18 protein-coding genes are annotated in these 22,155 nt (G+C 48.9%); 13 read left to right on the forward strand and 5 right to left on the reverse strand.

Annotated features, from left to right (window positions below; translation table 11 throughout):
- The first annotated feature begins 55 nt into the window (after positions 1–55).
- Positions 56–889 (forward strand): inner membrane protein YpjD, encoded by an 834-nt coding sequence (locus LPA26_RS07665; RefSeq protein ID WP_229007902.1) that lies wholly within the window; start codon positions 56–58, stop codon positions 887–889.
- Positions 890–1,074: 185 nt separating this feature from the next.
- Positions 1,075–2,184 carry a porin gene (locus tag LPA26_RS07670; RefSeq protein WP_229007903.1) on the forward strand — a complete coding sequence of 370 codons (1,110 nt, stop codon included), beginning with the start codon at positions 1,075–1,077 and terminating at the stop codon, positions 2,182–2,184.
- A 52-nt stretch (positions 2,185–2,236) separates the two neighbouring features.
- Here LPA26_RS07670 and LPA26_RS07675 read toward each other — a convergent pair whose 3' ends face one another.
- From LPA26_RS07675 to pssA, 4 genes are all read right to left on the reverse strand, one after another.
- Positions 2,237–2,905, reverse strand: coding sequence for an HAD family phosphatase (locus LPA26_RS07675; RefSeq protein WP_055826773.1), 669 nt, complete (start codon positions 2,903–2,905; stop codon positions 2,237–2,239).
- Between the two features lie 24 nt (positions 2,906–2,929).
- On the reverse strand, positions 2,930–3,823 hold the full coding sequence (gene yedA / locus LPA26_RS07680) for a drug/metabolite exporter YedA (protein ID WP_229007904.1): 894 nt from the start codon (positions 3,821–3,823) through the stop codon (positions 2,930–2,932).
- A gap of 212 nt (positions 3,824–4,035) precedes the next feature.
- On the reverse strand, positions 4,036–5,571 hold the full coding sequence (locus LPA26_RS07685; protein WP_055872272.1) for a 2-isopropylmalate synthase: 1,536 nt from the start codon (positions 5,569–5,571) through the stop codon (positions 4,036–4,038).
- Positions 5,572–5,720: 149 nt separating this feature from the next.
- Positions 5,721–6,509: a CDP-diacylglycerol--serine O-phosphatidyltransferase gene (gene pssA / locus LPA26_RS07690; protein WP_055826782.1), complete on the reverse strand. Its 789-nt coding sequence runs from the start codon at positions 6,507–6,509 to the stop codon at positions 5,721–5,723.
- Between the two features lie 155 nt (positions 6,510–6,664).
- On the opposite strand from pssA, the gene LPA26_RS07695 reads away from it, so the two are divergent.
- The gene (locus LPA26_RS07695) at positions 6,665–7,888 is read left to right on the forward strand and encodes a tRNA guanosine transglycosylase (RefSeq protein WP_229007905.1); all 1,224 of its coding nucleotides are present in this window, start codon (positions 6,665–6,667) and stop codon (positions 7,886–7,888) included.
- Positions 7,889–8,164: 276 nt separating this feature from the next.
- Here LPA26_RS07695 and LPA26_RS07700 read toward each other — a convergent pair whose 3' ends face one another.
- A complete protein-coding gene (locus LPA26_RS07700; RefSeq protein ID WP_229007906.1) occupies positions 8,165–8,305 on the reverse strand; it encodes a hypothetical protein in 141 nt (46 codons plus the stop codon).
- Positions 8,306–8,366: 61 nt separating this feature from the next.
- Between LPA26_RS07700 and yajC the strand changes: the two genes are divergently transcribed.
- The 10 genes from yajC to LPA26_RS07750 all read left to right on the forward strand — a co-directional run bounded on the left by yajC (position 8,367) and on the right by LPA26_RS07750 (position 22,148).
- A complete protein-coding gene (gene yajC, locus LPA26_RS07705; RefSeq protein ID WP_229007907.1) occupies positions 8,367–8,681 on the forward strand; it encodes a preprotein translocase subunit YajC in 315 nt (104 codons plus the stop codon).
- A gap of 46 nt (positions 8,682–8,727) precedes the next feature.
- Positions 8,728–10,557, forward strand: a complete 1,830-nt coding sequence (gene secD, locus LPA26_RS07710) for a protein translocase subunit SecD (protein ID WP_229007908.1) — start codon at positions 8,728–8,730, stop codon at positions 10,555–10,557.
- Positions 10,558–10,604: 47 nt separating this feature from the next.
- Complete coding sequence (gene secF / locus LPA26_RS07715; RefSeq protein WP_055826793.1) at positions 10,605–11,549, forward strand: protein translocase subunit SecF; 945 nt, start codon at positions 10,605–10,607, stop codon at positions 11,547–11,549.
- Between the two features lie 160 nt (positions 11,550–11,709).
- The gene (locus LPA26_RS07720; RefSeq protein WP_055826796.1) at positions 11,710–12,978 is read left to right on the forward strand and encodes an HlyC/CorC family transporter; all 1,269 of its coding nucleotides are present in this window, start codon (positions 11,710–11,712) and stop codon (positions 12,976–12,978) included.
- 99 nt (positions 12,979–13,077) lie between these two features.
- Complete coding sequence (clpS, locus tag LPA26_RS07725) at positions 13,078–13,389, forward strand: ATP-dependent Clp protease adapter ClpS (protein WP_055826799.1); 312 nt, start codon at positions 13,078–13,080, stop codon at positions 13,387–13,389.
- Positions 13,390–13,705: 316 nt separating this feature from the next.
- Positions 13,706–15,961, forward strand: coding sequence for an ATP-dependent Clp protease ATP-binding subunit ClpA (gene clpA, locus LPA26_RS07730; protein ID WP_055826803.1), 2,256 nt, complete (start codon positions 13,706–13,708; stop codon positions 15,959–15,961).
- A gap of 231 nt (positions 15,962–16,192) precedes the next feature.
- On the forward strand, positions 16,193–16,528 hold the full coding sequence (locus tag LPA26_RS07735; protein WP_055872267.1) for a hypothetical protein: 336 nt from the start codon (positions 16,193–16,195) through the stop codon (positions 16,526–16,528).
- A gap of 102 nt (positions 16,529–16,630) precedes the next feature.
- Positions 16,631–17,881: a TolC family protein gene (locus LPA26_RS07740; protein WP_229007909.1), complete on the forward strand. Its 1,251-nt coding sequence runs from the start codon at positions 16,631–16,633 to the stop codon at positions 17,879–17,881.
- 10 nt (positions 17,882–17,891) lie between these two features.
- Entirely contained in the window at positions 17,892–19,043 is a 1,152-nt protein-coding gene (locus LPA26_RS07745; protein WP_229007910.1) for an efflux RND transporter periplasmic adaptor subunit, read from the forward strand.
- A gap of 3 nt (positions 19,044–19,046) precedes the next feature.
- Complete coding sequence (locus LPA26_RS07750) at positions 19,047–22,148, forward strand: efflux RND transporter permease subunit (RefSeq protein ID WP_055826812.1); 3,102 nt, start codon at positions 19,047–19,049, stop codon at positions 22,146–22,148.
- Positions 22,149–22,155 lie beyond the last annotated feature (7 nt).

The raw sequence follows: 22,155 nt of genomic DNA on the forward strand, positions 1-22,155 counted from the left end.
TGAATAAGCTAGGGATTTTACATCATGCTAGGCGAATACGCCGAGTTTTGCCATAATGTGGCGCATGATTCAACATCTTATTCCCTATCTGGTCGTCGCGTTTATCTATATGGCAGTGGCGATGGATTACTGGCGTATTGCCAGGCAAAACAAGCCTGCCAGTGAAACGCAGGCATCGTTCCAGCTTCATAGTGCCATGGTGGCATTAGGCGTGATTTTGCATGGCTGGCTGCTTTACCGCGACATGTTTGCAGTGGGTGGATTCAACCTTGGCGTCTACTTCGCCATTTCGGCTATCCTCTGGCTGACGGTGCTGATTTACTGGATAGCTGACCTGAAGCACGCACTTCACAGCCTGCAGGCTTTTGTATTACCACCAGCCGCCTTGTTTGTACTGATGCCAGCGTTTGCCATCAAAGATTACTACGTGAATACCGCAGGCCTGTCACTGTTTAGCCTGCATATTGTTATCGCCATCTTGGCCTACAGCCTGTTCACGTTTGCTGCGCTGCATGCCTGCCTGATGCGCATGGCCGAGCGCGCCTTGCACCAGAAAAACAGCTGGCTGGCGTTGCCCGGCTTCCCGCCGTTGATGGTGATGGATGCCTTGCTGTTCAGGGTGTTACATATCGGCTTTGTATTGCTGACGATTACACTGGTTAGTGGCATGCTGTTCAGTGAAGAAATTTTCGACCAGCCATTACAGTTCAACCATAAAACTATATTTTCGATAGCCTCCTGGCTTATTTATGCCTGGTTGCTGTTTGGCCGATTTAAATATGGCTGGCGCGGCAAAACCGCAACCCGCTGGACGCTGTTTGGTTTTGTGCTACTGCTGTTGGCTTATATAGGTAGCCGTTTTGTGTTGCATGTGGTGTTGAATCGCTAGAAATCAGAATCCAACATTAAACGCACCTTTTTTGGTGCGTTTTTTTATTGCTGGCATGATTGGAAATGCAGTTATTTTCTAATGCTCATCTAACCAATTAATTTAGTGAACATACTTTAATGTTTACGTAATTGATATATAGCTTATTACATACTGCCATTACCCAATCCGAGTGAATATTGCTGATGTCTATTTTACCGTTGCTGCTTGGCTTATTGATTAGTTATCCCGCTTTTGCGCATGAGCCAAGCACTTTCGCCGAGCCTGTGTCTAGAGATACCTCTAGCCCTGTACTTCAATTCAGTGGTTACCTGGAAACTTATTACATTCACGATTTCAACGACCCAGGCAACCATCGCCGTCCGGAGTTTGTTTACAGCCATCATGTGACTGATAGCCCAAGTGTTAATTTGGCCATGTTAAAAGCTGCTTTGAGCACAGAGCGACTCCGCGGCAATCTGGCTTTGGGATCAGGCACCTATATGCGGGCTAACTATGCGGCAGAACCGCATGGTTTGCGCAACATCTATGAAGCGAATATTGGCATTAAGCTTTCAGCAGAAAACAACTTGTGGCTGGATATGGGAGTGATGCCTTCGCATATCGGTTTTGAAAGCGCGGTGGGCCAGGATAACTGGACACTCACGCGTAGCCTGATGGCGGATAACTCGCCATACTTTGAGACCGGCGCCAAACTAAGTTACATCACCCAGGATAACAAATGGCAGATCAGCGGCTTATTACTCACTGGCTGGCAGCGCATAAATCGCCCTCACGGCAACACCACGCCTGCGATCGGGCACCAGCTGGTCTATAAACCAAACGACAGGCTTACTATTAATAGCAGCTCATTTATCAGCAACGATAAATCGGATGCCCAACGTCAGATGCGCTACTTTCACGATTTTTATCTGCAATGGCAGCTGGATGAACATTGGGGATTGATCACCGTGTTCGATATCGGCGCAGAGCAAGCTGCTCCCGGCAGTGAGCGCTATCATGTGTGGTACAGCCCAACCCTTGTATTGCGCTACAGCTATTCAGACCGCCTGCAATTTGCCGCGCGGCTGGAACACTATCACGACAAACACGGCGTGATTATCAATACGGGCACTGATAATTGTTTTCAAACCACCGGTTATTCAGTCAATATGGATTACCGCCTTAACCAGCGCATGGTATGGCGGAATGAATTACGCAAACTGACTAGCCGCGATGCCATTTTTGATAAAGATGGCACTCGCAGCGTAGACAATAACTTAATGGCAGTGACAGCGCTGACGCTGAGTTTTTAAAGCACTGTCCAATTTAAGCTTAACAATTACGGATTTGTTTAGCGCAAGACCCCTAGCGCAGGCTGATCATTGGCCACTGATGCGCATTGGCATAAGCCGTTAATGTAGGGTCAGCATCCACCGCAACAGGATTAGTCACCAGCTTCATCAACGGCAGATCGTTGTGCGAGTCACTGTAGAAATAACTGGTTTCAAAATCGGCCAGTGTTTGCCCTTTGGCGGCCAGCCACTCGTTCAACCGCGTCACTTTACCTTGCTGGAAGCTGGGGGTGCCGCTTACGCCACCTGTAAATTCGCCATTCACCATTTCAGGATCAGTACCAATCAGGTGTTCAATACCATAAGCGGTGGCAATCGGTTTGGTCACAAAACTGTTCGTAGCAGTAATCACCATGCACAGGTCGCCATTCGCCTTATGCTTGTTCACCAGCGCCTGTGCTTTTTGCGTCATCATCGGGCGGATCACGTTAGTCATATATTTTTTGTGCAGTTCATCCAGAAACGCTTTCGGGTGCTGCGCCAATGGCTGTAACTGAAACGCGAGAAAGGCAAAAATATCCAGATTGCCATTTTTGTAATCGAGATAGAACTGCTCGTTACGCGCTTTATGCGTTTTCTCGTCGAGCAAACCTTCCCCAATCAGGAAAATACTCCAGTTATAGTCACTATCACCCGCCAGCAGGGTGTTATCTAAGTCAAACAAGGCCAGATTTTGCTTCATAAAACAGCGTTCCAATCCAATTAATTAAACGATCTTTTCTTCCGGTATGGCTTCAGTTGTCGAAGTCAGCACCAGAAACACACCCACCAGAATCACAGCCAGCGCCATATATTCCATCGCATGAATCTGCTCATCGGCAAACCAGGCGCCGACGACAAATGCCACTACCGGATTCACGAAAGTATTACTGCTTGCCACCATGGGACGTACATTGTGCAGCAACCAATGGTAAGCAGAAAAAGCCACGATAGAGCCAAACACAATCATGAATACAATCGCAGCCCATGAGCGTGTGCTGATTTCTACCGGCCATTGCTCACCAAACGCAGCGCTGAAAACAAATGCAATCAGGCCACCGCACAACATCTGGCTGGCTGCACCTATCAGGCCTTGTGGCATCGCCATATGTTTACTCCACACAGAGCCCAGCGACCACGAGGCTGCAGCAAACATCAGCAGAAATGCACTCATCCAATCACCCTGCAAACTGCCGCGGGTATTCAGTAACAAAATCCCGACCAGCCCGATGGCAATACCCAGCCATTCACGACGGCTGATTCTGTGTCCCCACAGGCTGGAAAAAATCGCCATCCAGATTGGTGCAGTGGCAATCGCCAGCGCTGCGACACTGGATGAGACATGCAACTGCACATGCGAAACGGTGCCATTGCCCAACACTGGCAGTAACAAGCCCACTAACGCGGCACCACGCCATTGAATCAAACTGGGAGCGGCGTAACCCATGCCTCGCAGGATGGCGTAAAGCAGTGCCCCGGCAACTGTGAAACGAATACCGACCATGATAAATGGCGGAAAACTCTCAATCGCATATTTGATCGCGAGGTAGGTCGAGCCCCATATGAGGTAAGTGCAGGCCAGTGCACTGATGATTAACAGCCATTTTTGCCTAGATGACATTCAAATCCCTTACAACCTGGACTGCCACTGTATGGAACATTTCATTTATTGATGACTTAGGGTTGAGGGTCATTTAAAAAGTGAGGGGGTTTACTGAGTAAACCTTAAAGCGGTTAAAACATTCATTCAAACTTTATTTCATGAAATAACCATGATGAATGTTCAATCGTTAAAGCGCACCTATCAAATGCGCTTTAACTGATTGGATGCAATTAATCGACTTGAGGATTTAGCTTCTCAGCTTTGGCATATAGCTTGTTTAACGCATTCAGATAGGCTTTGGCTGATGCCACCACGATGTCAGTATCTGCGCCCTGCCCGTTAACCACGCGGCCACCTTTTGCCAAACGCACCGTCACTTCGCCTTGTGCATCGGTACCGCTAGTGATGTTATTCACTGAATACAGCAGCAATTCTGTCTCGCTATTGACCACGTTTTCAATGGCTTTAAAGGTGGCATCCACCGGACCGCCGCCAGTGGCTTCGGTCCGTTGCTCGGTGCCATCACGGTTGATGGTCAATACTGCATGCGGGATTTCGCCGGTTTGCGAAGCGACTTGCAGATAAGCCAGCTTGAATAATTCAGCAGTATCCTGCACTACTTCGTCATTCACCAGCGCGTGCAAATCTTCGTCAAAAATTTCCGATTTTTTATCAGCCAATTCTTTAAAGCGCGCAAATGCGGCATTCAAGGCATCGTCGCTTTCCAGCTCAATCCCCAGCTCTTTCAAACGCGTGCGGAAAGCATTACGGCCGGACAATTTGCCCAAGGTCAGTTTATTCGCACCCCAACCCACATCTTCGGCGCGCATGATTTCGTAGGTTTCGCGGTGTTTGAGCACGCCATCCTGGTGAATACCAGACTCATGCGCAAACGCATTGGCACCAACAATGGCTTTGTTGGGCTGTACCGGGTAACCGGTAATGGTGGAGACCAGTTTGGAGGCAGGCACGATTTGCGTAGTATCAATCCGCGTGGTGAGGTTAAAAATATCGCTGCGGGTTTTAATCGCCATCACGATTTCCTCCAGGCTGGCGTTACCCGCACGCTCACCGAGGCCGTTAATCGTGCATTCGACCTGGCGGGCACCATTCATCACGGCAGACAGGGAGTTTGCAACCGCCATGCCCAAATCATTATGGCAGTGGGTAGACCAAACCACTTTGTCCGCCCCTCTGACACGCTTGATCAGTTCAGCCATGCGCTCGCCCCACACCGAAGGAATACTGTAGCCGACGGTGTCCGGCACGTTGATGGTTTTGGCACCGGCATCAATCACGGCTTCAAATACACGCACCAGAAAATCAATCTCGGAACGTACGGCATCTTCGGCAGAGAATTCAACGTCTTCGGTATACTCGAGTGCCCACTTCACTGCCTGTACCGCACGCTCGACCACTTGGTCTTCGGTCATGCGCAGCTTGTTTTCCATATGGATTTTGCTGGTGGCAATAAAGGTATGGATACGGCCTTTGGCGGCATGTCTGATGGCTTCACCGGCACGGCGCACATCATTTTCACTGGCACGGGCCAGCGAGCACACGGTAGAAGTTTTAATCACCTTGGCGATTTCTGAAATCGCATCAAAGTCTCCGGGGCTGGCAGCTGCAAATCCGGCCTCAATCACATCCACACCCAGCTTTTCCAGCTGGCGCGCAATGCGGATTTTTTCTTCTTTGGTCATTGCAGCGCCGGGGCTTTGCTCCCCATCACGCAACGTGGTATCAAAAATAATAATTTGTTCCATGAATGTATCCTAACCTGGTAGCCGGAATTTTACCTGCTTGGCAATCAATTGACCATCAAAGTCCCGCAGGATTCGTGGACTTACATAAGTACTATCATCACGACCAACAAAAAACGCGCCAGGTTGGCGCGTCTCAGTTTCTACATGACTCAGGTTTTATTTTTTGCAGCCATTCTGTCGCGTGTCCATAAATAGTATCCGGATAATGCATACACAAACACCACACTGAATAACACTTCCGGAGGGCTATACGAAATCAGTACGAAGGCCAGCATCACTGCCAGAATCGCGACGAAAGGCACAGAGTGTCGCAGGTTGATATCCTTACCGCTGTAAAACTTGAGATCAGATACCATGGAACCGGCAGCAAAAATAGTCAGGCACCAGGCAATCCATTTCACCTGCACCGCACCAAAAAAGATTTCGCGACCATCAATATTATATTCGTATGAAACCCAGACAAACCCAGCCAGCAATGCTGCCGCAGCCGGGCTAGGCAATCCCTGGAAATAGCGTTTATCCTGGAACGGGTCATCAATCTTGGTATTGAAACGCGCCAGTCGCAAGGCAGCACAGGCACAATAAATAAATGCTGCGATCCAGCCCAGTTTATTCATTGGTTGCAACGCCCACACATACACAATCAGTGCCGGTGCTACGCCAAACGAAACCATATCCGCCAGGCTGTCATATTCGGCGCCGAAGGCACTCTGCGTATTCGTCATCCGCGCAACACGGCCATCCAGGCCATCCAGTACCATGGCGATAAAAATCGCTATCGCAGACTGTTCAAAATGCTGGTTCATCGCCTGCACAATGGCATAGAAACCGCCAAACAAAGAGGCAGAGGTGAACAGATTGGGCAGCAAATAAATGCCACGCTGACGCAAAGTGGTATGTTCTTCACGTCGGGACAGGCGGGTTTGTGGGTCAGCCATAGGAGAATTCAAGAATGCAGATATGCGCATTGTTGCGGGCAATCACAAAAAATGCAAGCTCAGCCAAGCGTTAAAACGGCCCTATCAAGCAAACGGGAAGCGCACCCTCGCTGTGATAAAATAGTCGTTTATTTCAGCTATTTAACGTCATTTTCATGCAGTTTTCTTTACACAACACCGATGGCCTTGCCAGACGCGGCACCGTACACCTACCCCACGGCGAAGTACAAACCCCCGCTTTTATGCCGGTTGGCACTTATGGTACGGTCAAAGCCATGTCACCACTGGAGCTGAACGAAATCCAGGCGCACATCGTTCTCGGCAATACTTTTCACCTATGGTTACGCCCCGGTTTGGAAGTAGTGGCTGCACATGAAGGCCTGCATAAATTCATGGGCTGGAATAAACCGATACTCACCGATTCCGGCGGCTTCCAGGTCTGGAGCCTGGGTGAGTTGCGCAAAATTTCTGAGGCTGGCGTCAAGTTTAAATCTCCCATTAACGGGGACAGCTGCTTTCTGACACCCGAAGAATCCATGCGCATCCAGCGTGTACTCAACAGCGACATCGTCATGATTTTTGACGAATGCACACCCTACCCAGCGACTCATCATGAAGCCAGACAGTCGATGGAACTCAGCCTGCGTTGGGCGCAACGCAGCCGGGATGCGTTTAATGTGTACCAGAATCAAACCATCCCCCAGGTAATGGCCTTGCAGGGTGGCGAAGACGAATTAAGGCAGCTAGTACAGCACAGCGAACAAGCCAATGACACAGGCAATGCAGTCACAACAAGCCAGGAGAAAAACGCCTTGTTCGGCATTATCCAGGGCGGTATGTTTGAAGACCTACGCGATATCTCCCGCCAGGGCCTGGAAAAGATAGGTTTTGATGGCTATGCAATTGGTGGCCTGTCAGTCGGCGAACCCAAAGAGGATATGCTGCGCACTTTGGCGCATACCGCACCACAAATGCCAAAAGACAAACCACGTTACCTGATGGGCGTCGGTACGCCGGAAGATTTGGTGGATGCAGTCAGCTATGGCATCGATATGTTTGATTGCGTCATGCCAACGCGGAATGCACGTAATGGCTGGCTGTTTACGCAATATGGTGACGTCAAAATCAAGAATGCTACTTATAAAACTGACACGCGTCCTCTGGATGAAGAATGTGAATGTTATACCTGCCGCAACTTTAGCCGTAGCTATTTGCATCATTTGTACCGGATTGGCGAGATTCTGGGGGCGCGTTTAAACACTATTCATAACTTGCATTACTATCAATTTTTGATGCAGGGCATGCGGGCGGCGATTGAGGAAAACAGGTTTGAAGCATTTAAAATTGAATTCGCCAGCAAGAGGGCGGAGAAGCGCTAGACACAGAATAGAAATACTCTTGGATAATTCATCTATCTATTTTTAATTAACATACGTCCCTTTTCGCCCCTTGGCTAGCAACGCAGGTACAAGGGGAAGCCAGCGTGTCCAGCTCTTTGCCCTCTTACTTATGGACAATCATCAGAAAGAGGGTCGACTAGGGGCGAATAGAAAGATTTAGGGTCCAAAGAAATACCTGTTAAAACTACGAGTAAGCGCGATACTAGCTTTTCTATTGCAGCCAAGCTTAAGCAAGCATCCTCTCAGAATTCATGCCTACGCCAGAATGACGAATTGAAAATCACGCTTCAAGTCTGACAAATAACAAGCGAAGCGCCCTATCACGAATATCTGCAAATCACCGCCCAAGCGTCCTTTTAACTTGCATACCCACCCCTCTTCTACCCGCTCGTTCATTCTTCACCTGCCTGTGCTAAAATCGCGTGTTATTTAGTAGATTGATTCAGGAAGAAAAAATATGTTGATTAGTAATGCCTATGCAGCCACTGCAACAACCAGCGATATCATGAGCTTCGTGCCAATGATTGTTATTTTCGTGTTGTTCTACTTCATGCTGATCCGTCCGCAAGTGAAGCAGGCAAAACAACACAAATCCATGCTGGAAACACTTAAAGCTGGTGACGAAGTCGCGACTACCGGTGGTATCGTCGGCAAAGTAACTAAAGTAGGTGAAAGCTTTATCAGCGTTGAGATCGCCGCAAACACTGTGGTCAATGTACAAAAGCACACCGTACAGACCTTGCTGCCACCTGGCACCTTAAAATCCATTTAATTCAAGTGGCCACTTTCCAGTCCTTTATTCCGTATAAGAGTTTTTTATGAACCGTTATCCATTATGGAAATACGTGCTGATTGGCACAGTCATCGTCATTGGCTTGCTATACACCATCCCCAACTTTTTTGGTGAATCGCCAGCGGTGCAAATCAGCCCGGCGAAAACCTCGCTCAAAGTAGACGAAAGCCTGTTGCAAAAAGTGGAAAGCGCTTTAAAACTGGCGAATATTCCATTTGACGGGGTGTTTCTGGATGCAAGTGGCGTGAAAGTCCGCTTTGCCAATACAGATACCCAGTTATTAGCCAAAGATAAGCTGGTATCCACTTTGGGCAAAGATTACACCGTGGCACTCAACTTGGTGCCGCAAACGCCAAACTGGCTGCAAAGCATAGGTGCCAAGCCTATGTATTTGGGACTGGATTTACGTGGTGGTGTGCATTTCCTGTTGCAGGTGGACATGAAAGCGGCTTTGGATAAAGCTGCGGAAAGCACTGTTGGCGATTTCCGCATGTCATTGCGTAAAGAAAAAATCAATTATTACGGGATTGAGCGCCAGGGCCAGGTGGTAGTGATTAAATTTGAATCTGAAGCGGAAGCGACTAAAGCGCGCAATCTGCTGGCAAAAGATTTTTCAGACCTGACCTATAAAGTCAGCGGTAGCGACAAAGACTTTAGCGTGACCGCCAGCATGAGCACCATGGCACAAAAACGCATTCAGGAGTTTGCACTGAAGCAGAACCTGCAAACTTTGCATAACCGGATCAATGAACTGGGTGTGGCCGAGCCGATTGTGCAGCAGCAAGGCATAGACCGGATTGTGGTGCAATTACCTGGCGTGCAGGATACCGCGAAAGCCAAAGAAATTCTGGGTCGTACAGCGACACTGGAAATTCGCATGGTTGACGAAGAGAAAGCCGATATGGCGACTTTGCAAAAAGCGCAAAACGGCCAGGTACCCTTTGGCGATGAGTTGTATTTTGACCGTGACAGCCGTCCGGTATTGGTCAAGAAAAGTGTTGTACTGACTGGTGACCGCATCACAGATGCGGGCCCTGGTGTAAACGGCCAGAATGGTTCTTCTGTTGTTAACGTCACACTGGATGGTCGTGGGGCTGGCATCTTCAAAAACGTTACCCGTGAAAATGTAGGCAAGCGCATGGCGATTTTGCTGATTGAGAAAGGTAGCACCGAAGTGGTAACAGCGCCTGTGATCAATGAAGAAATCGGTGGCGGCCGTGTGCAGATCTCCGGCATGGCGAATGCGCAGGAAGCGACTGACATTTCATTGCTGCTGCGTGCCGGTGCATTAGCTGCGCCTATGGAAATCATTGAAGAACGTACCGTTGGTCCAAGCATGGGTGAAGAAAACATCAAGCGAGGCGTGCACTCCACCCTGTGGGGTTTTGCAGCCATTGCAGTGATGATGATCATCTACTACATGGTGTTCGGTGGCGTTTCCGTCATGGCATTGGGTGTCAACCTGTTGCTGCTGGTGGCGATTCTTTCCATGCTGCAAGCAACGCTGACCTTGCCAGGCCTGGCTGCGATTGCGCTGGCGCTGGGGATGGCGATTGATGCCAACGTGCTGATCAACGAGCGTATCCGTGAAGAGTTGCGCAATGGCAATACGCCGCAAGCCAGCATTCACGCTGGTTATGACCGTGCGTTTGACACCATTCTCGACTCCAACGTGACTACCTTGATTGCCGGTCTGGCGCTGTTTATGTTTGGTACCGGCCCGATCAAAGGCTTTGCCGTTGTACACGTATTGGGGATTATGACTTCGATGTTCAGCGCTGTACTGGTATCCCGTGCGATGGTCAATCTGTTGTACGGCTATCGCCGCAAAATCGAGCGTCTGCCAATCGGCTAACCGATTCGGTGTAGTGATTGCTGTCACAACCTATTTGAGAACAGATTATGGAATTATTCAGAATTAAAAAAGATATCCCGTTTATGAGTTACGGGCGTCTGACCACTTCAATATCGCTGATTACTTTTATATTGGCGGTGTTTTTCCTGATGCATCGTGGCTTGCATTACGGTGTGGATTTTACAGGCGGCACAGTGATGGAAGTGCATTACCCGACCACTGCCAATATTGGCAAAATCCGTGAAGTGATCGATAACACCGGCCTCAAAGATGTGACGGTACAAAATTTTGGCTCCAGCCAGGACGTACTGATCCGGTTGCCAGTCAAAAAAGAATTATCGATTGCGCAATTGTCGGAAAAAATCTCCTCATCTCTGAAAGATGCTGATAGCGGCGCAGAAATTCGCCGGGTAGAGTCTGTCGGTTCGCAGGTCGGTGAAGAGCTTTATGAAAATGGCGCACTGGCCTTATTGCTGGTGTGTGCAGGGATTATGGGCTATCTGGCCTTACGTTTTGAGTGGCGTTTTGCGGTGGCCGCCATTATCGCTAACATGCATGACGTCATCATAATTCTCGGCTTTTTCGCTTTCTTCCAATGGGAGTTCAACCTCACGGTGCTCGCTGCCATTCTGGCGGTGCTTGGCTATTCAGTGAATGAATCAGTAGTAGTGTTTGACCGCGTACGTGAAAACTTCAAAAAAATGCGCAAGGCATCTGCAGTGCATGTGATTGATAATGCGATTACCCGCACGATGTCGCGCACTATCATCACCCACTTGATGACACAAACCATGGTTTGCTCCATGTTGTTTTTTGGCGGTGAAACCCTGCATAACTTCTCGCTGGCACTGACCATTGGTATTTTGTTCGGTATTTATTCTTCAGTATTGGTTGCCTGCCCAATCGCTATGTGGCTGGGTGTAAGCCGTGCCAATCTGATTGGCGACGCCGAGAAAAAACCAAAAGAAGACGAAGCCGCACTCGCACCTTAAATATTGATTAACGTATGGCACATTAATGATGCGCCATAAAACTCCCACAATATGTGAGCAAACGGTTTTGCTAGGGACATGCGTTGATTAGTCTGTGTTTTTCTTGATTTTTAGCCACTGGTGGGTACACTAGTGGCTTCTTGTTTTTTACCCCATTCCCTTGGACAATATTCCTTTAAGTTGGCAGATCGGCTTATTAATTCTGCTACTGTCATTCACGGCTTTTTTCTCGGTCGCTGAAACCAGCCTGATGTCCGTCAACCGCTACCGCATGCGGCATATGGCGAAACAGGGTCACCGCGGTGCAAAACTGGCCAGCCGGCTCATCGCTCAAACCGATAAAACCCTGGGTGCCATCTTATTGGGCAATACCTTTTGTATCGTCGGCTCATCTACGCTGGAAGTGATTATTGCAGAGCGCCTATTTGGTGAAGGCGATTATGTGCTGATGCTGGGCTCTTTAGCCATTACCTTTGCCATTCTGGTGTTCAGTGAAATTTCCCCAAAGGTGATTGCGGCGGCGCATGCGGAAAAACTGGCATTTGCCACCAGCTACCTGCTGTATCCGCTGATCTGGCTGTTTAACCCGATTGTCTGGTTTGTTAACCTGTTTGTTAAAGGCTTCGTCAAACTTTTAGGCGTAAAAGTCAATTTTGACCAGGCGCATTCTGTCACCACCGATGAATTACGCAGTATTGTCAGTGACGCCGGGCAATATATCCCTTCGCAAAGCCGCATGATTTTACTTAACCTGCTCGATCTGGAAGACATCATTGTCGACCATGTGATGACAGCGCACACACAGGTTGAGTTTGTTGATCTGGACCATCCGATTGAACAGATCATGGAACAGCTGGCGAATAGCCATCATTCCCGATTGCCGGTCAGGCAAGGCGATCATGAAGATATTGTCGGCATCGTGCATGTACGCAAAGTACTGCCATTATTGCGTGACTTCCATATCGGCAAAGCGCCGAGCAAAGGCTTGTTGCAGGCTGCGATTAGCCCTCCCTACTATATTCCGTCCGGTACACCTCTATATACCCAGTTGCAACAGTTCCAGAAACACCATGAGCGGATTGCCCTGGTGGTGGATGAGTATGGTGAGTTCAGGGGCCTGCTGACGCTGGAAGATATTCTGGAGGAAGTCGTAGGTGAATTTACCACTCAATCGCCAGAACGCACCAAGGATTTCCACCAAAATGAAGATGGTAGCTGGCTGGTGGATGGTAGCAGTCAGTTACGCGACATCAACCGTAAACTGAAACTCTTGCTGCCAATCGATGGTCCACGTACCTTGAACGGTCTGATTCTGGAACATTTCGAAGATATCCCGGAACCAGGCACCAGCTTTAAACTGGGCGAACATCGCCTGGAGATTGTTGACGTGCAGGACCGCATCGTCAAACTTGTCAAAATTTATCTTTAAAAGCCACAGTTATTATTTTTTAAACTGTAGTTACATAGCCAGCACTTGAATTTTTTCATACAAGGCGCACAATAAACTTAAGATCAGGTATGCAAAATTATGGTACGACCCAAGCGTGATGGCGATTTGGCACTGGATCCACAAACCGCCAAACCAAAACCTCCAGAGCTATATAAAGTGTTGTTATTAAACGACGATTACACTCCTATGGAGTTTGTTGTCGCCGTGATTGAGCAGTTTTTTTCTAAAACCCGCGAACAAGCCACGCAAATCATGCTCAAAGTGCATACTGAAGGCGCCGGAGTGTGCGGTGTCTACCCGCAGGATATCGCTGAAACCAAAATGCATCAGGTGATGGAATCAGCACAAGAAGCGCAGCATCCTTTGCAATGTGTGATTGAAGCAGCTTAAGTTCGATCATGCTTTCTCAAAATACCAAGGCATTCTGAGAATATCGAGGGAATATGGCGACATTCCCGCGCTTCAAGTTTACCTGGCAGGTGTTAGGATAAGAGTGTGATATTTCATTGCGTGACCCAGGACAATTTAATTTATAAGCAGCTTCACAAATTATTACTTAATAGCTCATACGAACCATTGAAATTTTCATCATCTAGCACGATATTAGTAAACATACAGAGGCTTGTAGGTGTACATTAATAGCGTGTGTGAACATTGCGTTTTTCCTAGTGTATTTTTGTAGTGTAGTGGATTAAGGAAAGTCATCATGATTGCTCAAGAACTTGAAGTTAGCCTGCACATGGCTTTTATGGACGCCAGACAAAAGCGTCACGAATTGATTACAGTTGAGCATCTGTTGCTGGCAATGTTGGATAACCCGACTGCCGCAGAAGTGTTACGCGCATGCGGAGCAAAATTCGATACCCTGCGTAGCGAGCTTACCCAATACATTGAAGAACACACTCCCACTGTCGCTGGTACTGATGAGGTTGATACGCAGCCTACACTTGGTTTTCAGCGCGTGATTCAGCGTGCCATGTTGCACGTGCAATCCTCCGGCAAAAAAGAAGTCACCGGCGCCAATGTACTGGTCGCCATTTATGGTGAGAAAGATTCTCATGCGGTGTTTTTCCTGCATCAGCAAGGCGTGACCCGCCTGGATGTAGTGAATTTCATCTCTCATGGCGTCGCCAAAATACAGGAAAGCGAGCCGAAAGCGAGCAATACCGAACAGGAAACTGAAGGTGAAAGTGTATCTACCGGTGCACTGGAAAGCTTTACGCTGAACCTGAATGCGCAAGTCATTGCAGGCAAAATTGATCCGCTGATTGGCCGTGGACTTGAACTGGAACGCGTGATTCAAACTTTATGCCGTCGCCGCAAGAACAACCCGCTATTAGTGGGTGAAGCTGGCGTGGGTAAAACGGCGATCGCAGAAGGGCTGGCTTCACGTATCGTGAACCAGGAAATCCCTGAGGTATTGCAAGATGCCACCGTCTATTCTTTAGATATGGGTGCGTTGCTGGCCGGTACAAAATACCGTGGTGACTTTGAGCAACGCTTGAAGGCCGTGATGAAACAGTTGGCTGAGAAACCTGAAGCCATCCTGTTCATTGACGAGATCCATACACTCATTGGCGCGGGCTCGGCCAGCGGTGGTACCTTGGATGCCAGCAATCTGCTGAAACCGGCTTTATCTAACGGTTCGCTCAAATGCATAGGTGCCACTACCTATCAGGAATACCGCGGTATTTTTGAGAAAGATCACGCACTGTCACGCCGCTTCCAGAAAATTGATGTGGCTGAACCTAGTGTGGCTGAAACGATTGAGATTCTTAAAGGACTGAAAACACGTTTTGAAGAACATCACAGCGTGAAATACAGCGCCAGTGCATTGACTGTGGCAGCTGAATTATCTGCGAAATATATCAATGACCGTCACTTGCCAGATAAAGCGATTGATGTGATTGATGAGGCTGGTGCTGCGCAACGCATTCTGCCGAAAAGCAAGCAGAAGAAAATCATTGGCAATAAAGAGATTGAAGAGATTATTGCCAAGATTGCACGCATTCCGCCAAAAAATATTTCTACCGATGACCGCAATGCATTGAAAACGCTGGAACGCGATTTGAAAGCAGTGGTATTCGGCCAGGATAAAGCGATTGATGTATTGGCTTCAGCCGTGAAAATGGCGCGTAGTGGCCTGGGGAATGGTAACAAACCTATTGGTAGCTTCCTGTTTGCCGGCCCTACAGGTGTCGGTAAAACGGAAGTCGCGAAACAGCTGGCATATGTCTTGGGCATTGAGTTACTGCGGTTTGATATGTCTGAGTATATGGAGCGCCACGCCGTATCGCGTCTGATTGGTGCGCCTCCGGGCTATGTTGGTTTTGACCAGGGTGGGTTATTGACTGAAGCCGTGACCAAACAGCCATATTGCGTCCTACTGTTAGACGAAATTGAAAAAGCACATCCGGATATTTTCAATATCCTGCTGCAAGTAATGGATCATGGTACGTTGACTGATAATAATGGCCGCAAAGCAGATTTCCGCAATGTGACCATTATCATGACCACTAATGCGGGTGCGGAAAACCTGTCCAAGGCCAGCATCGGCTTTACCAACAGTAAAGACGTCACTGACGAGGCGGCGGATCTGAAGCGCTTGTTCAGCCCTGAGTTCCGTAACCGCCTGGATGCAACAGTATCATTTGGAGCGCTGAACCAGGAAATCATTCTGCGTGTGGTCGATAAATTCCTCATGCAACTGGAAGATCAGTTGCACGAGAAAAAAGTAGATGTCACTTTCAGTGATGAGCTTAAAGCTTACCTGGGTAGAAAAGGCTTTGACCCACTGATGGGCGCGCGACCAATGGCTCGCCTGATTCAGGACACTATCCGTAAAGCATTGGCCGATGAGTTGTTATTCGGCAGGTTGAATGATGGTGGTCAGGTTCATATCGACATTGACGAAAACGACCAGATCAAGTTGATTTTCAAAGAAGAAACCATTTCGGCCTAAATCAGCCTTACTGGTCCGATTGTAACTAGGCACCCACAGCGACATCTACTATAATGTCGCTGTGGTTTTTGCACATTAACAGTGCATTCGCCATCCCGACTGAGGTTGACTCCAAAAATAAGTCATCTCAGATATGTATTAAATCAATAGGTTAAGCACGCATTCATCATTGGTACGGTACTTGCTCATTTCCATGAAAAGACGCGATACCTCCCAGTGCTGATTTTGTACATGCAAAAAATTTTTTATTTACTACATTTGTTGTGCCTAGTGTTCGCATTGCAGACAACTGCTGCTGAGCCGGTAGTCACAACCACGCTGCTACAAACAGGTACTTCTGCAATCGTTATGTCCAACGCGCTTGATGATACGTTGTCCGCGGACTTTGGCGATATAAGCAGTTGTATCGATATGCTTGAGGTGGCTGAGGTCGATGTAGATAAAATCACCCTGCCCGCTTTCAGCTACCCTCTGCACATAAGCTCCCATCAAGCACCCGAGCATCATTTACCTGATTACCATCCCCTCTTCGCTTTCTGGCTGGACCGGCCGCCCCAACTCGCTTAGCACTATCCTCCCTCTATCAACATTGTTGTTTTAGAGTGCAATATTAATTATTAATTAAGGTGACTATGTCATGATAGGCAAAGTCATCTGAGAAGGATTGTTATGTTAAGTCATACCCGCTGGCGGAAAGCGTGCAGACTCCTGTGGTTGTCTTGCCTGATCTCACCGATAGCCTTTGCTGAACCTACGTTTGACCTGAAAACCCTGCTGGATAAAGCCATCGCCGAAAACCCGACGATGGCGGTCAGCAAGGCCCAGATTGAAGCTGCTGCGGCAGGCATCACCGTTGCAAGATCTTTTTCTAACCCTGATCTCGAAATCATGGCAGGCCCGGCAAGATACCGTGGTGTCCCAACACCAGGCGCAAGCGAAAGAAACTATGGTGTCACCCTTTCGCAACCGCTTGAATTTCCTGGCACCCGTGCTTCACGCAGGGAGCTGGCTGAGCAGCAACTCACCTATGCTGAGAAGGGCATACAAACCACCGGTTTTGATCTGCGCAACCTGATCAAGCAAGCGTATTTAACAGTACAGCTTCGCCAGCAAGTACTTGAGATGTTTGGTGCCAATCTGAATGTATTGCGGGAGATTCAAAGCAAGATCAAACGCAAAGTAGATGTTGGCGAAGCGGCCAGATACGAACTGATCAAGGCAGATACTGAATTACTGGTCGCTGAAAGGGATTATGCCAGTGCACAAACACGCATCGATGAAGCGAAAGCCATCTTACGCGGCATGATAGGGAATATGCCGGATGACTTTGACATCAAACCTCAATCTCCCGTCATTGCCCCCTTGCCAGACATCGTAACTTTACGCCAGTCTGCAGAAAATAATCCTTATTTACAGCAACTGATCACCGCCAAGGATGGCGCTGAAGCCAGGTTAAAACTCGAGAAGGATTTACGCTTTCCCGGGCTGACATTAAAGTCTGACTTCACCCAGGATCCCGACCTGAATACGTTCAGGGTAGGTGTTGTGGTGCCATTGCCGGTATGGAACCGGCGTGAAGGCCAGATCGCGCAAGCTGCTGCCGGCATCGATGAAGCAGACGCCAATATCAAATTGCAAAAGCAAGTGCTACGCAAGGAAATCGACAGTGCTTACCAGCGCAATGTCATTGCCAGCAACCAGCTCAAAGTGTTTGAAAATGGCTTATTGCAGCAATCCGAAGCCACGCTCAGTCGTGCTGAAGCCGCCTATAAATTCGGAGAACGCGGCATCCTGGAATATCTAGATGCGCAACGCGTCAATCGTGATGTCAGACGTGACTATCTGATTGCCAAATTCGATTATTTTTTCAGTGTATTGCAAATCGAACGTTTCATCGGTTCTGATTTGGTCCAACCATAAGGGAATGGTCATGTCTCGTATTTTAATTTCAACTTTGTTCACCGCCGCACTGGCGGTGATGTCCACCGCGTGCTCAGAAAAACCGGCACCGGCTCCTGAAACCAAAGCAGTGGTAGACCCTAACCTGGTGACACTCACCCCTGAACTGGAAGCGAATATCAAGATTGGGGCCGTCGACGAAGTGCAGTTTATCGATACCTTACGCATCCCGGGCCGCATTCAGGTAGATGAGCAATATGAGTCCAGGGCTGGCGCTTCCATCACTGGCCGTATCAGTACACTTGATGTAAATCTCGGCGACGAGGTCAAAGCCGGTCAGCGTCTGGCCACTATAAAAAGTACTGAACTCGCCCAATATCAATTGAATTACATCAAAGCCAGCCAACAGGTGCAATTGCAGACCAAAGCGGTGGACCGTGCCAGACAGTTGCTAGAAGCCGATGTCATCAGCCAGGCAGAGCTGCAACGCCGTGAAGGTGAATTGCATGCGGCTAATGCCGAAGTGAATGCCGCACGCGACCAGTTAGTGGTGCTGGGAATGGCGCCTGGCAGCATTTCAAAACTGGGTTTGCAAAACAGCGGCATGTCTACCAGCCAGGTGAATTCGAAAATCAGCGGTACCGTAATTGCACGTAAAGCACGGCTGGGACAAGTCGTGGCCCCAGCTGAAGAGTTGTTCGTGATTGCTGACCTGTCGCACGTCTGGGCAGTAGCAGAAATTCCTGAGCAGCAGATTGCCAATATCAGGGAAGGCCAGTCCCTGAACATAGAAGTGCCTGCACTGGATGATGTTGAACTGACCGGCACACTGGCTTTTGTCGGCGATATCGTGAACCCTGCCACGCGCACGGTGATGGCACGTGCCAATATCAGCAATAACAAGATGCTGTTGAAACCTGACATGCTGATCACAATACTGCTGGAGGCCAAACCGGAAAAAGTCATTGCGATTCCTTCCACTGCAATCGTGCGTGAAAACAATGCTGACCATGTATTTTCACAAACTCTTAAATCCAAACAGTTCAAATTGTTACCTGTCACATTGGGTCGGACTTATGATGACAAAAGAGAAGTATTACAAGGACTGCAACCTGGTGATCAAATCGTGCTGGACGGCGCTTTTCACGTGAACAACGAGCGTAAGCGCAAGGAAATGGAGTAAAGCATGATTGAATCAATGATTAGGGGCGCTCTAAAACAGCGCCTGATTGTGCTGGTAATTGCCATCGCACTGATTGGAGCCGGCTTATTTGCCGTACAGAAACTGTCTGTGGATGCTTTTCCTGATGTGACCAATGTACAGGTGATGATTGCTACGCAAGCCACAGGAAAATCACCGGAAGAAGTTGAGCGTTTTATCACGGTACCGCTGGAAATCGCAATGACCGGCCTGCCCGGTCTGACAGAAATGCGTTCGGTCAACAAGAATGCCCTGTCACTGATTACCCTGGTATTCACGGATAGCACCGATGTGTATTTTGCCCGGCAACTGGTGATGGAACGCCTGATGGAAGTCATGGAACGCATGCCTGTCGGGGTCACACCTATTCTTGGGCCAGTCTCCACCGGCTTGGGTGAAGTTTACCAATTCACGCTGGACAAACCGAGTGATGGCAAAAAGGAGCTGACGCGGGAAGACCTGACCGAGAGGCGCGCCATCCAGGACTGGGTTGTGCGTCCATTGTTGCGCGGCATACCCGGCATTGCCGAAATCAACTCACAAGGCGGTTACGTCAAACAATACCAGGTGCTGGTCAACCCTGACCGGATGACGCACTTTTCTATTAAGCTCAAAGATGTCTACGAAGCATTGGCACGTAACAATGCCAATAGTGGTGGTGGCATTCTTCCTCACTATGCAGAGCAATACCTGATTCGTGGCGTTGGCCTGGTGCAAAACCTGGATGACATCCGCAATATGGTACTCAAGGAAGAGAACGGAACGCCGGTCTATATCCGCGATGTGGCAGAAGTGACCATAGGCCATGAAGTACGTGTCGGAGTGGTACTCAAAAATGGTGATACCGAATCGGTTGGCGGCATTGCGATCATGATGCGCGGCGGTAACGCCAAAGAAGTGGTGAGTCGTATCAAAGCCCGTGTAGAGGAAATCAACAGCAAGGGCATGTTACCGCATGGCCTGCAAATTGTGCCTTATTATGACCGTAGCGAACTGGTTGACGCCGCGCTGCACACTGTCACCAAAGTGCTGATTGAAGGCATTATCCTGGTAGTGGTTATCCTGTTCCTGTTCCTGGGCGACGTACGTTCCAGCCTGATCGTGGTGGGTACATTAATCCTCACTCCGCTGATCACTTTTATGGTGATGAATCATTACGGTATTTCTGCCAACCTGATGTCACTGGGTGGTCTGGCGATTGCGGTTGGTTTGATGGTCGATGGCTCAGTGGTGGTGGTTGAAAACGCCTTTCACCATCTTGGGCATCGCAAGGACGAGAGCAAAATCCGTGTCGTTCTGGAAGCTGCCAGTGAAGTGGCCACACCGGTATTATTTGGTGTAGGCATTATCATCCTGGTGTTCTTGCCGCTGATGACTCTCGAAGGCATGGAGGGCAAGATGTTTGCGCCACTGGCGTATACCATTGCTATCGCCCTGTTTGTCTCGCTGGTGTTATCACTGACGATGACGCCAGCGCTCTGCTCCTATTTTCTAAAAGGCGGTAGCGGCGAAGATACCAAGCTAATACAGACGATCAAGAAACCTTACTTGTCCGCCTTGACCTGGGTACTCCATAACGAGAAGAAAACAATTCTCTTCTCGGCCCTTCTGTTTGTCGGCACGATTGCACTGTTTCCGTTTTTGGGCACATCTTTCATCCCGGAAATGAAAGAAGGTTCTATCGTTCCAGGGATTAACCGGGTGCCCAACATTTCGCTGGAAGAATCCATGAAAATGGAAAATAAAGCGATGAAGCTGATTATGGAGCAAGTGCCAGGCGTTAAATCTGCCATTTCCGGGCTGGGACGTGGTGAAAGTCCGGCGGATGCACAGGCGCAAAACGAGTCCACCCCGATTATCAGCCTGAAACCGCGTGACGAATGGCCGGCAGGCTGGAATCAGGATGACATTGCCGAAAAAATGCGTGCTGTGCTCGAGAAAAATATTCCTGGCGTGCAAATTATCATGGCGCAACCGATTTCTGACCGTGTCGATGAATTGCTGACCGGCGTTCGTGCTGATGTGGCGGTCAAGATATTCGGCGAAGACCTGGATACGTTGAAACAGAAAGCGGATGAAATTGCCAAGATTGCCGGCACTGTTACTGGCGCAACCGAAATCAAGGTGGAAAAAGTATCAGGCCAACAATACCTGAATATCACGATTGACCGCCAGGCGATTGCCCGTCATGGTATTAATACTGCGGATGTCCACGATATCGTTGAAACGGCGATTGGTGGCAAAATCGCGACCGAAATTTTTGAAGGTCAACGCAGGTTCTCGGCGGCGGTGCGTTATCCGGAGTCTTTCCGTAATAACGAAGAAGCTATCCGCAATATTATGCTGACCTCGCCTAACGGTTCACGTGTGGCACTGGATGATGTGGCGGATATTGAGGTCAAGGATGGTCCGGCACAGATCAGCCGCGAACTGGCCAAGCGCCGTATTGTGATTGGTGTCAACGTGAAAGACCGGGACTTGGGTGGCTTTGTGGCAGAACTGCAGCAAGTTCTGGGACAAAGACTGCAACTACCAGATGGCTACTATCTGGAGTACGGTGGCCAGTTCCAGAACATGGAACGCGCCATGGGTCACCTGATGGTCATCATTCCGGTCACCATTGCGGCGATTTTCTTCCTGCTATTTCTGCTGTTCCAGTCGATGCGCTTTGCCACCATGATTATTCTGGTATTGCCGTTTGCTTCGATTGGCGGCGTGATTGCCTTATTTATCACGGGTGAGTATTTGTCCGTACCGGCATCAGTTGGCTTTATTGCCTTGTGGGGGATTGCCGTGCTGAATGCGGTCGTACTGGTATCGTATATCCGCACCTTGCGTGATGAGGGCAAGAGCCAGATGGATGCGATCCTGCAAGGTTGTGCCCAGCGTTTCCGGCCGGTGATGATGACTGCCACTGTAGCCATGCTGGGCCTGGTACCTTTCCTGTTTGCCACTGGGCCAGGGTCAGAGGTACAGCGCCCACTGGCAATTGTTGTGATCGGTGGCTTGATCACCTCCACCCTGCTGACCCTTATTGTGGTACCAACGCTGTATCGTAAGTTTGAAGAAAGCAAGATAGAGGCATAATGCCGGC

The organism is Methylophilus sp. Leaf408, assembly GCF_916856905.1.
In the GTDB taxonomy this organism is placed as follows: domain Bacteria; phylum Pseudomonadota; class Gammaproteobacteria; order Burkholderiales; family Methylophilaceae; genus Methylophilus.